The following is a 12340-nucleotide window of genomic DNA, read 5'->3' on the forward strand; positions in this document are numbered from 1 at the left end:
AAGAACAACGTCCTATAATACGTGTAACAAATAAAAGTCAATTAAGAATTTTCTAACTTTATATGTTGTATATGCAAAGAAGAGGAAAGTAGATGATTATGATCGTTTCAGAGAGCTACTCCAAGGCTGTGAGGGTAGTAACAATCGAATCATTGAAGATCACCTCGGAGCATCGCTTGCGAAAGGGAAACTGAGTAGAGGGCGGCGGCATCGTCTCCGGTAAAAGGACGGAGGTCTGATTGGACCTACAAAGCTTATATTTCGTGAGAAGTATAAGGAAGCTGAGTGGTAACGCGAAACTCTCGCCTCAGCAATCAAAGCTACTAAATTGTAGTAGTTGATTGCTGGGGCGAGAGTTTTTATTTTAAAAAATAGAAGAAGAGAATGCGTAGAAGAGGAGAGTAAATGATAAAGATTGTTTCAGAGAGCTGCCCCGAGGCTGTGAGGGTGGTAACAATTCACTCATTGAAAATCACCTTGGAGCACTACTTTTGAAAACTAGTAAAAAGTAGCGGGGTTGTTCCCGATAGAAAAACAAAAGTCTAATTGGACTTGCAGAGCTTATATTTCGTGAGAAGTATAAGGAAGCTGAGTGGTACCACGATTCCCTCGTCTCAGCAATGGATTGCTACAAGTATGTAAGTAATCGATTGTTGAGACGAGTATATTTTTAAGGTTTATATACAGAATATTCTGTTAAAAATACTCATCTCAGCAATCGATGTAGAAATAGATTGCAAAAATGGAGAAAAAAAGAGGAGCGATGTGAGATGGGAAACCAGTACATTTACATGAATGGGGAATTTGTAGAAAAAGAAAAGGCAGTTGTTTCAGTATATGATCACGGTTTTTTATACGGAGACGGTGTATTTGAAGGGATTCGTAGTTACGGCGGAAATGTATTTTGTTTAAAAGAACATGTGAAACGATTATATGAATCAGCGAAATCTATTTTACTAACAATTCCAATGACGGTAGAAGAAATGGAAGAAGCAGTTTTACATACACTCCAAAAAAATGAATACGCTGATGCTTACATTCGCTTAATTGTCTCAAGAGGAAAAGGTGACTTAGGGCTCGATCCGAGAAGTTGCGTGAAGCCGAGCGTAATTATTATTGCAGAACAATTAAAGTTATTCCCACAAGAATTTTATGATAATGGGCTAAGTGTTGTATCTGTTGCATCAAGACGTAATACGCCAGACGCGTTAGATCCACGTATTAAGTCAATGAATTATTTAAATAACGTACTTGTAAAAATTGAAGCAGCACAAGCAGGAGTGTTAGAGGCTCTTATGTTAAATCAACAAGGATATGTTTGTGAAGGTTCTGGTGATAATGTTTTCGTTGTGAAAGATGGAAAAGTATTAACCCCGCCATCCTATTTAGGAGCATTAGAAGGTATTACGAGAAATAGTGTTATCGAGCTATGTGAGCGACTGAGTATTCCGTGTGAGGAAAGACCGTTCACTCGCCATGATGTATATGTAGCGGATGAAGTATTTTTAACAGGAACAGCAGCGGAGTTAATTCCAGTTGTAAAAGTTGATTCGAGAGAAATTGGAGATGGGAAACCAGGAAGTGTAACGAAACAATTGACCGAAGAATTTAAAAAATTAACGAGAGAAAGAGGAGTACGTGTCCCAGGGCTGGCGGAAAGCTTAGCGTAAATAAGGAGAGGAGTTAATTGAAATGAAGCAGCAGTATACAGCGTATGAGAAGTTACAGTGTGAAGAAGTGATGGGCGCTGGGCACGTGATTCAATGTTTAAAGAAGTTAGGTGTAACGACCGTTTTCGGCTATCCGGGCGGAGCGATTTTGCCAGTATACGATGCGTTATACGAAAGTGGTTTGAAACATGTTTTAACTCGTCATGAACAAGCTGCCATTCATGCGGCTGAAGGATATGCGAGAGCTTCTGGAAAGGTCGGGGTAGTCTTTGCTACCTCTGGCCCAGGGGCGACAAATTTAGTTACGGGCTTAGCAGACGCTTATATGGATTCGATTCCTTTAGTTGTCATTACAGGGCAAGTCGCAACGCCTTTAATCGGTAAAGATGGATTTCAAGAAGCGGATGTTGTCGGAATTACAGTACCTGTTACGAAGCATAATTACCAAGTTCGTGATGTAAATCATGTATCACGAATTGTGCAAGAAGCTTTTTACATCGCCGAAAGCGGGCGACCAGGACCAGTATTAATCGATATTCCAAAAGATGTTCAAAATGCAAAAGTAACAAGTTTCTTTAATGAAGAAGTTGATATTCCAGGGTACAAACCAGAACTTGTACCAGACAGTGTGAAACTTAGAGAGGTAGCAAAAGCAATTGCAAAAGCGAAACGGCCACTTCTTTATATTGGAGGAGGTGTCATTCATTCAGGTGGATCCGATGAACTCTTCGAATTCGCCAGGGAGAACCGTATTCCAGTCGTTTCAACTTTAATGGGACTTGGTGCATATCCACCGGGAGATCCACTGTTTTTAGGGATGCTCGGAATGCATGGAACTTATGCTGCTAATATGGCCGTAACAGAATGTGATTTATTACTTGCATTAGGTGTTCGCTTTGATGATCGTGTAACAGGAAAATTAGAACTTTTTTCTCCACACTCGAAAAAAGTACATATTGATATTGATCCTTCTGAGTTTCATAAAAATGTAACTGTGGAGCATCCAATTGTTGGTGATGTGAAAAAAGCGTTACACATGCTGTTACATATGTCTATTTACACACAAACAGATGAATGGCTTCAGAAAGTAAAGACATGGAAAGAAGAATATCCACTTTCTTATAAGCAAAAAGAATCCGAGCTAAAACCACAGCATGTGATCAACTTAGTAAGTGAATTAACGAATGGTAAAGCGATTGTCACAACAGAAGTAGGACAGCATCAAATGTGGGCTGCTCACTTCTATAAAGCAAGAAAACCTCGGACGTTCCTTACCTCTGGAGGATTAGGAACGATGGGGTTTGGTTTTCCAGCAGCAATTGGTGCTCAGCTTGCTAAAGAAGAAGAACTTGTCATTTGTATTGCGGGCGATGCTTCTTTTCAAATGAACATTCAAGAATTGCAAACAATTGCTGAAAATAATATCCCTGTAAAAGTATTTATCATAAATAACAAATTTTTAGGTATGGTAAGGCAGTGGCAAGAGATGTTTTATGAGAATCGTCTATCAGAATCAAAAATTGGATCGCCTGACTTTGTAAAAGTAGCAGAAGCGTATGGAGTGAAGGGGTTAAGAGCAAAAAGTGCATCCGAGGCGAAAAAAGTGATGTTAGAAGCTTTCGCTCATGAAGGCCCTGTAGTAGTTGACTTTTGTGTAGAAGAGGGTGAGAACGTCTTTCCGATGGTCCCGCCAAACAAAGGGAATAACGAAATGATTATGAAGAGGTGGGAAGAATGAGTCATACTTTTTCATTAGTTATCCATAACGATCCAAATGTCTTATTGCGCATAAGTGGAATTTTTGCTCGGCGTGGTTATTATATTTCTTCATTACATTTAAACGAAAGAGATACGAGTGGTGTTTCTGAAATGAAACTCACAGCAGTTTGTACTGAAAATGAAGCGACATTACTTGTTAGTCAGTTGAAAAAATTAATTGATGTCCTACAAGTAAATAAATTATAAGGAGTGCATGGAATATGAAAACGTATTATGAGAAAGATGCAAATGTAGAGTTATTACAAGGGAAAACTGTTGCAGTAGTTGGTTATGGATCACAAGGTCATGCGCAAGCACAAAATTTACGTGATTCTGGTGTAGAAGTAGTAGTTGGTGTTCGTCCTGGTAAGTCGTATGAAGTAGCGAAAGCGGATGGGTTTGAAGTAATGTCTGTTTCAGAAGCGGTTCGAACCGCACAAGTTGTACAAATGTTATTGCCAGATGAACAGCAAGCTTATGTGTATAAAGCAGAGGTAGAAGAGAATCTTCGTGAAGGACAAATGTTACTTTTCTCACATGGATTTAACATTCACTTCGGCCAAATTAATCCGCCAAGTTATGTAGATGTAGCGATGGTTGCGCCAAAAAGTCCAGGTCATCTCGTTCGCCGTGTATATCAAGAAGGAAATGGTGTTCCGGCATTAGTCGCAGTGCATCAAGATGCGACGGGAACAGCGCTACATGTAGCATTAGCGTATGCAAAAGGTATAGGTTGTACACGGGCGGGTGTAATTGAAACGACATTCCAAGAAGAAACCGAAACGGATTTATTCGGTGAGCAAGCTGTACTTTGCGGCGGGGTAACTGCACTTGTGAAGGCCGGTTTCGAAACGTTAACGGAAGGTGGATATCGTCCTGAAATTGCATACTTTGAATGTTTGCATGAATTAAAGCTAATTGTTGACTTAATGTACGAAGGTGGATTAACGAATATGCGCCATTCTATTTCAGATACGGCAGAGTTTGGAGATTATGTAACAGGATCGAGAATTGTTACAGATGAAACGAAGAAGGAAATGAAGCGTGTTTTGGCAGAAATCCAGCAAGGAGAATTTGCTAAGAAATGGATTTTAGAAAATCAAGCGGGACGTCCAACGTATAACGCAATGAAAAAAGCAGAGCAAAATCATCAGTTGGAAAAAGTAGGAGAAGATCTTCGTGAAATGATGAGTTGGATTCATGCACCGAAAGAATTAGTAAAGAAATAGAGTAATAGATTGTAAGTGAAAAATACGTAAGAGGGGATTTGACAAGATGAGAAGTGACATGATTAAAAAAGGATTTGATAAAGCACCGCACCGTAGTTTATTAAAAGCAACTGGTTTGAAAGATGAAGATTTTGATAAACCTTTCATAGCGATTTGTAATTCTTTTATTGAAATTATTCCAGGGCATAAACACTTGAACGAGTTTGGGAAACTTGTAAAAGAGGCAGTTCGTGCGGCAGGTATGGTACCATTCGAATTCAATACAATTGGAGTTGACGATGGTATTGCGATGGGGCATATTGGTATGCGTTATTCTCTTCCGAGTCGTGAAATAATTGCAGATTCAGTAGAAACGGTTGTAAATGCACACTGGTTTGACGGCATGATTTGTATCCCAAACTGTGACAAAATTACACCAGGTATGATGATGGCTGCACTACGTATTAATATTCCGACTGTGTTTGTTTCAGGCGGACCGATGGCAGCAGGAAAAACATCTAAAGGAGAAGTTGTTGATCTGAGTTCCGTTTTTGAAGGAGTAGGAGCTTATCAATCTGGGAAAATTTCAGAAGAAGAATTAAAAGATATTGAAGATCATGGCTGTCCATCTTGTGGCTCTTGTTCGGGTATGTTTACCGCGAACTCTATGAATTGTTTATGTGAAGTGTTAGGTTTAGCTCTTCCTGGTAACGGGAGTATTTTAGCAATTGATCCAAGACGTGAAGAGTTAATTAAACAAGCAGCAGAGAAATTGAAAATTTTAATTGAAAGAGATATTAAACCAAGAGACATTGTAACGGAAGAAGCAATTGATGATGCGTTTGCGCTTGATATGGCGATGGGCGGTTCAACAAATACAGTGTTGCATACATTGGCGCTCGCGCAAGAGGCTGGATTAGATTACGATATGAACCGTATTGATGCCGTTTCAAGACGTGTACCACATTTATGTAAAGTAAGCCCTGCTTCCAATTGGCATATGGAAGATATTGATCGTGCGGGCGGGATTAGTGCAATTTTGAAAGAGATGAGCCGGAAAGAAGGAGTACTTCATCTTGATCGAATAACTGCTACTGGGCAAACATTAAGAGAAAATATTGCTGAGGCAGAGATTAAAGATAAGGAAGTTATTCACTCTCTCGAAAACCCTCATAGTGAGGAAGGAGGATTGCGTATATTAAAAGGCAACCTTGCGAAAGATGGAGCAGTTATTAAAAGCGGAGCAACTGAAGTAAAGCGTTTTGAAGGACCTTGCGTTATTTTTAATTCACAAGATGAGGCACTTGCTGGCATTATGCTTGGGAAAGTGAAAAAAGGAGATGTAGTTGTCATTCGTTATGAAGGACCAAGAGGTGGCCCTGGTATGCCAGAAATGTTAGCACCAACATCAGCAATTGCTGGAATGGGATTAGGTGCTGAGGTTGCATTATTAACGGATGGACGTTTTTCTGGAGCTTCACGTGGAATTTCAGTAGGACATATTTCACCAGAAGCAGCAGCTGGTGGAACGATTGCACTTCTTGAACAAGGGGATATTGTATGTATTGATGTTGAAGAACGCTTACTAGAAGTAAGAGTGAGTGATGAAGAATTAGATAAGCGTAAAAAAGAATGGAAACGACCAGAACCGAAAGTAAAAACTGGCTGGCTCGGACGTTATGCACAAATGGTAACATCGGCGAATACAGGGGCTGTCCTGAAAATCCCACATTTTGATTGAGCCAATTTAAAAGAGATAAGGATGATATATAATGGTGCAAAAGGTAAAGGAGAGAGTGAAAATTGAAGATATCTTAATGGCTCATAATTGCATGAAAGATATCGTTATTAAAACACCGTTACAACGTGATACAGTTTTATCTGAGAAATATGATTGTGACGTTTATGTAAAACGAGAAGACTTACAATTAATTCGCTCTTTCAAAATTCGTGGTGCGTACAATTTAATTCAAAGCTTACCGAAAGAAAAATTACAAAACGGTGTTGTTTGCGCAAGTGCTGGTAATCATGCGCAAGGAGTTGCTTATACGTGTAATTTATTGAAGATTACGTCAAAAATATTTATGCCCACAACAACACCGAAACAAAAAGTATCACAAGTACAATTTTTCGGTGGTGATTTCGCAGAGATTGTATTAGTTGGTGATACATTCGATAGCTCTTTCCAAGAAGCACAGCGCTATTGTGAAGAAAATAAGATGACATTTGTTCATCCGTTTGATGATCCGTATGTCGTTGCAGGTCAAGGGACAGTGGCAGTTGAAATTATGCATGATATGGAGAAATCGGTTGATTATATCTTTACAGCAATCGGCGGTGGTGGATTAGCATCAGGTGTTGGTACATATGTAAAAGGTGTTAGTCCTACTACAAAGGTTATTGGTGTAGAACCGATGGGAGCTGCATCTATGAAAGAGGCTTTTCTTCAAAATGATAATGTCGCATTAGAGAAAATAGATAGTTTTGTTGATGGGGCAGCGGTTAAAAAGGTAGGAAAGTTAACTTTTGAAACTTGTAGAGATGTAATTGATGACATTGTTTTAGTACCAGAGGGGAAAGTTTGTACGACGATTTTAGAACTGTATAAGAAAAATGCGATTGTAGCTGAACCGGCTGGTGCACTCTCTATTGCAGCCCTTGATCTATACAGGGATGAAATAAAAGGTAAAACAGTTGTATGTACGCTAAGTGGTGGAAATAATGATATTGATAGAATGCAAGAAATGAAAGAACGTTCTCTCATTTACGAAGGGTTAAAGCATTATTTCATCATTGAATTTCCACAGCGTTCAGGTGCGCTAAGAGAATTTCTTGATAAAGGATTAGGACCAGAAGATGACATTACGCGCTTTGAGTATATTAAGAAACATAATAAAGAAAATGGTCCAGCATTAGTCGGCGTAGAATTAAAACATAAAGAAGATTATGAGCAATTAATTACTCGCTTTAAAGAAAATAATATTCAATTTATGGAGCTTAATAAAAACCCTGTTTTGTTTGATTTACTTATTTAATAGAAGGAAAGAGTTAGCATCCGATTGTAATTAAAATAAAAAAGATAGATACAAGCGAGGAAATATAGTGCTTGTTCTATCTTTTTTATAGTTAAACTAGGTACTCATTAAATTCAAGAAGAATAAAGCTAGCTAACCAAAAAAATATCGCAATGCGAATAATTACATACATTGTAAATTCAAAGGGAGTAAGATTTCTCTCTCGCTTTATTTTTTTAAATAGTCTCACAGAATAAAAGGAACATAAAAGTAGGATTGCTATAGACATTTTATAAACGTTCTCTAACAAACTTACATTTTCTAATAAGTCTTTCAGCATGTTTATCACCTATTCTGTAAAGTATATTACAGAGAAATAGATCTTGAGCTGTCTAGTTTCGTTTGTTTTTTATTTTCCCTGTATCATCAATTTCTACATCAGTTGAAATTGTTTGTAAATATTGAAGAGCTTTTTTCTTTTCTCCCTCATTTACAGGGGAAACTTGGTTGTTGCGAATGATATAAGGATTGAATGACATTTGGACATCCTTTCCTTTAAAAGTTAAAGTTAATACGCCAGTTTCAGCGCTTTTCCCATTCACATAACTCGGGAATAAAAAGTTACCTAATGAGTAAGCGATAGGAACTTTATTATAATACTCAAACCCTTGTAACCAATGTGGATGGCTTCCGACAATTGCGTTAGCTCCTGCTTCAACCATTTTAGGTACATATTGCTTTTGGTATTCTACCGGACGATTTGATTTTTCAACGCCCCAATGCATATAGACGATTAAATAGTCTGCATCTTTCTTTTGTTCTTTAATTGTTTTTGTTACAAGATTTAAATCATAGCCATTCGCAACGCCAGGTTTATTCTTACCAGCTACCCAATTAGAATCAGGCATAAATCGAACGAAGGAAAGAAATTTGAACTTTTTCCCTTTTACGGTCATTTCTCGTGCTGTATATGCATCTTTCGCATTTTTTCCGGCTCCAATGTAAGGGAACTTTAATTTTTCTACGTGAGAAATCGTATCTAATAATCCATCTTGCCCATAATCAAGTGTGTGGTTATTCCCAATATTTACGATGTCATATCCAGTGTTTTTAATAGCTTGTAGTGTAGATGGATCACTTTTAATCCAAAACAGTTGCCCAGGTGCTTTCTTTTCTTTCGTTGTAAATGCCGACTCTAAATTCACAAAAGAAATATCAGCTTTTTTTATTTCTTCTTTTACATGTTGGAATGGGTAATCAGCCCCGTTTTTTTCGATTATAGGACGCAATTGCCAATCAAACATTGTATCACCAGAGAAGGTGAGTGTGATTTCTTGGTCTTCTATTTTCTTTTCGCTTTTTGAAGCGGTTTTACTAGATTTGTTTTGTAAGTCGGGTTTGTCTTTTGCTTTTGAAATAAAAGAGTAATTGATTAATAAAACAATCGGTGTAATGAAAAAGGCTATTAACAAAAATCGTTTTAGTAAAGTTTTCATATATACCTTCCCTTTTAATATTATCCCGCAATTAAATTAACACTGAATCTATTAAAGGTAATTAAAGTTACAAAAAATAGCGGGTTATGTAGTGGAAAACATTTGTTAATATTCTCAATATTAAGTTAACATATAGATAACCTGTAAATCAATGTATAAACCAAAATATAGAAATAAAGAATTCGAAGGGTGAAGAATGAGAAATGGTTATATTAGGAGCAGTTGTAAATGGGATTTGTATTATATTTGGTACTTTACTTGGTAAATTATTTAGTAGGATTCCAGAAAGTATGAAAGGGACGATAATGCACGCAATCGGTTTAGCGGTTACTGTGCTTGGGCTTCAAATGGCATTAAAAAGTGAAAACTTTCTTGTTGTCATACTGAGTTTAGTGATTGGTACGGTAATTGGAGAATGGTTACAATTAGAAGAAAAGTTAAAACATTTAGGGGATTGGCTAGAAAATAAAGTTGGATCGAAAGGGAAAGGCAGCATATCAGAAGGTTTTGTAACAGCTACTTTAATTTTTGCAATTGGCGCGATGGGGATACTTGGTGCACTTGACAGTGGGATTCGCGGAAATCATGATATTTTATTTACAAAGGCGATTATCGATGGATTTATTTCTATTATATTAACGACAACTCTAGGAATTGGCGTAGTATTTTCGGCGATTCCAGTTGTTTTATATGAAGGTGGTATTGCAGTTTTTGCAACACAAATTAATAGTTTTGTCCCGAAAGAATTAATGAACCAATTTATAGTGGAGATGACGGCTACGGGCGGCATTATGATATCTGCTATTGGATTGAACTTGCTTAGTATTATTAAAATCAAGGTGGCAAATTTACTTCCAGGTATATTGGTAGTGGGTGTAATTGTTTCAATTATTTATGGTTACGGTTTGTTAGTAAATTAGTAGAGGATGGAAATACATATGAAGGAATTTCAATTTACAAAACGTGTGCATAAAATATTGGAGATTGCAACAAAAGAGAGTGAGTATAACATAATTCACCCGGTCCATCTGTTTATAGGCATGTGTAAAGAAGGTACAGGAGTTTGCGCTGAGTTATTTATGTATTTGTTTCATAAAGTGGGTCCAGATTTTTTAGAAAAACTTTCGTTACGAAAACGATTCAATTTACATAATCAAGAATATAAAAAAATAGGGCAATATAAACTATCTTATAAAACGATAGAAATTTTACAAATAGCGAAGAAACGCATGGAACGCTTTCAGCAAGTAGTGATCAATGAAGGACATATTATGTATGCGTTATTTCGTATAGATACAGATATTGGTGAATTTATACATACACAAATGCAAGAAGATATATTACGTATTACAGCTGTACCGAGAGACTTAGTGGTAGAATTAAATCGTTTTAAAACTATTTATAATACATTATTTTGTCATATAAGAAGAGCTAGTCCTTCTGACTTTGATAAGTTATCACGATTTGTAGCGGATGAATTTGGTGAACGGTGGTTACAGTCGGTTGATTATGGATTTCGGACATATAACGAAAAGTTACCTATCTATATTGCACAGCAGGAGGAAGTAATAATTGGTTTTGCCTGTTACGATGTAGTGAGAGGAAAGAAAGGATTGTTTGGTCCGATGGGCATAGCGAAACAAAATCGTGTGAAAGGTGTAGGAAAAGAATTATTGCATCATTGTTTATATAATATGAAGCAAGATGGATATGAATATGCGATTATTGGACAAGCGGGTCCAGTTGAGTTTTATGAGCGATGTTGTAATGCACGTTTAATACCGATAATGGATCATTAACCAACTTCATCTAGGGGAGTTGGTTTTATTATGAAAATGATGTAGAGATATAGTGGTTTTTACTAGAAAATAGCGGGTTTTGTAGTAAATCTTGCATATAAAGCAAATTACTAAACTTTTTACAAGAAAGGGTGTAGAATGGGTATCTAAAGAAAGAAGGTGTGAAAATGGCCAGCTGGAAACGGAATTTAATGATTTGTTGGCTAGGTTGTTTTACCACTGCAGCCGGTATGAGTTTAGTAATTCCTTTCTTATCTTTTTATATTGAGGAATTAGGAGTAACTGGCACTTCAAGCATTGCACAGTGGTCGGGACTTGCATTTGGTGTAACATTTTTAATGGGTGCGATCGTATCGCCAATATGGGGGAAGCTTGGTGATATACATGGACGGAAATTGATGCTTATTCGTGCTAGCCTTGGTATGGCGATTATTATGACGCTTATGGGGTTTGTAACGGATGTGTATCAACTAGTCGCACTAAGATTTTTAATGGGAGCAGTATCTGGTTTCCTTTCAACAGCGATGACATTTATTGCAGCAGAAACTCCGAAAGAACATTCAGGTTGGGCGATTTCCACAATTTCAACTGGTGGTGTGAGCGGTTCGTTACTTGGCCCGTTACTTGGAGGTTATTTGTCTGAGTTAATTGGAATGCGTCATGTCTTTCTTGTTACAGGAGCTTTTTTATTCCTTTCCTTTCTCATCGTTTTTTTCTTCCTGCATGAAGAAAATCACTCTGCTCAAGCAAAAAAAACACAGCCGAAAAAAGTATGGACGATGGTCCCAGCGAAGCATTTAATTATTAGTTTATTTGTAACAACATTTATTATTCAACTTGCTAATATGTCAGTTCAACCAATTGTTACATTGTACGTGAAAAATTTAGTAGGTCCTCATACTGCACATATTGAAACAATTGCGGGTGCAGTTATGTCAGCGACAGGATTAGCAGTTATTTTGGCAGCACCAAGACTAGGAAAATTATCAGATCATATCGGTCCTCAAAAAACGTTAGTTGTAGCGTTGTTTGCAGCTGGAATTATTTTTATCCCGCAAGCATTTGTAACCTCAGCTTGGCAACTATTAATTCTTCGATTTTTATTAGGTATCGCACAAGCAGGATTATTGCCTTCCGTACAAACTCTACTAAAACAACATACACCAACCCATGTTACGGGACGAATATTTGGATATAATCAGTCGTTTCAGTTTTTAGGAAATATGATTGGTCCAGTGCTCGGGGGACAAATTGCAGCGCATGCAGGCTTCCAATATGTTTTCCTCTCTACATCATCACTATTATTTATTGCGTGTATTTGGGTTTATTTTCATAATAAGAACGAAGAAGTATCAGAGAAACAACGTTTGGAAGTTAGTTAACTAAGTGAATGAA

11 protein-coding genes and 1 other annotated feature are annotated in these 12340 nt (G+C 37.3%); of the genes, 9 read left to right on the top strand and 2 right to left on the bottom strand.

The genetic code is table 11. The features are described from left to right. Window positions 1-380: 380 nt before the first annotated feature. Window positions 381-620 (top strand) — a binding site (T-box leader). A 150-nt stretch (window positions 621-770) separates the two neighbouring features. From ilvE to ilvA, 6 genes are read left to right on the top strand one after another with little or no spacing between them, the layout of a single operon-like run. After that, a complete protein-coding gene (gene ilvE / locus ACTJJY_RS02985; RefSeq protein WP_377858864.1) occupies window positions 771-1670 on the top strand; it encodes a branched-chain-amino-acid transaminase in 900 nt (299 codons plus the stop codon). 22 nt (window positions 1671-1692) lie between these two features. Then, window positions 1693-3408 (top strand): acetolactate synthase large subunit, encoded by a 1716-nt coding sequence (ilvB, locus tag ACTJJY_RS02990; RefSeq protein ID WP_440604967.1) that lies wholly within the window; start codon window positions 1693-1695, stop codon window positions 3406-3408. Beyond that, the gene (locus ACTJJY_RS02995; protein ID WP_120460476.1) at window positions 3405-3635 is read left to right on the top strand and encodes an ACT domain-containing protein; all 231 of its coding nucleotides are present in this window, start codon (window positions 3405-3407) and stop codon (window positions 3633-3635) included. The genes ilvB and ACTJJY_RS02995 overlap by 4 nt, the downstream gene beginning before the upstream one ends. 14 nt (window positions 3636-3649) lie before the next feature. After that, window positions 3650-4657 (top strand): ketol-acid reductoisomerase, encoded by a 1008-nt coding sequence (gene ilvC / locus ACTJJY_RS03000; RefSeq protein WP_440604968.1) that lies wholly within the window; start codon window positions 3650-3652, stop codon window positions 4655-4657. A gap of 46 nt (window positions 4658-4703) precedes the next feature. After that, on the top strand, window positions 4704-6377 hold the full coding sequence (gene ilvD, locus ACTJJY_RS03005; RefSeq protein WP_001255817.1) for a dihydroxy-acid dehydratase: 1674 nt from the start codon (window positions 4704-4706) through the stop codon (window positions 6375-6377). A 31-nt stretch (window positions 6378-6408) separates the two neighbouring features. Next, complete coding sequence (ilvA, locus tag ACTJJY_RS03010; protein ID WP_000250331.1) at window positions 6409-7671, top strand: threonine ammonia-lyase IlvA; 1263 nt, start codon at window positions 6409-6411, stop codon at window positions 7669-7671. 91 nt (window positions 7672-7762) lie between these two features. Here the strand turns inward: ilvA and ACTJJY_RS03015 are convergent, their stop codons facing one another. Together ACTJJY_RS03015 and ACTJJY_RS03020 are read right to left on the bottom strand one after the other, a co-directional pair. Next, window positions 7763-7990, bottom strand: a complete 228-nt coding sequence (locus tag ACTJJY_RS03015) for a hypothetical protein (protein ID WP_023521660.1) — start codon at window positions 7988-7990, stop codon at window positions 7763-7765. Between the two features lie 52 nt (window positions 7991-8042). Continuing rightward, complete coding sequence (locus ACTJJY_RS03020) at window positions 8043-9146, bottom strand: CapA family protein (protein WP_440604969.1); 1104 nt, start codon at window positions 9144-9146, stop codon at window positions 8043-8045. Window positions 9147-9349: 203 nt separating this feature from the next. Here ACTJJY_RS03020 and ACTJJY_RS03025 point away from each other — a divergent pair, with 203 nt between their 5' ends. The 3 genes from ACTJJY_RS03025 (at window position 9350) to ACTJJY_RS03035 (ending at window position 12327) form a co-directional block, all read left to right on the top strand. Continuing rightward, window positions 9350-10066 carry a DUF554 domain-containing protein gene (locus ACTJJY_RS03025; RefSeq protein WP_000236030.1) on the top strand — a complete coding sequence of 239 codons (717 nt, stop codon included), beginning with the start codon at window positions 9350-9352 and terminating at the stop codon, window positions 10064-10066. 18 nt (window positions 10067-10084) lie between these two features. Beyond that, on the top strand, window positions 10085-10945 hold the full coding sequence (locus tag ACTJJY_RS03030; protein ID WP_440604970.1) for a GNAT family N-acetyltransferase: 861 nt from the start codon (window positions 10085-10087) through the stop codon (window positions 10943-10945). Window positions 10946-11112: 167 nt separating this feature from the next. Beyond that, window positions 11113-12327, top strand: a complete 1215-nt coding sequence (locus ACTJJY_RS03035; protein ID WP_440604971.1) for a multidrug efflux MFS transporter — start codon at window positions 11113-11115, stop codon at window positions 12325-12327. Window positions 12328-12340: the final 13 nt, after the last annotated feature.

The organism is Bacillus sp. 22475, from assembly GCF_052044835.1.
Classification (GTDB): Bacteria; Bacillota; Bacilli; order Bacillales; family Bacillaceae_G; genus Bacillus_A; species Bacillus_A cereus.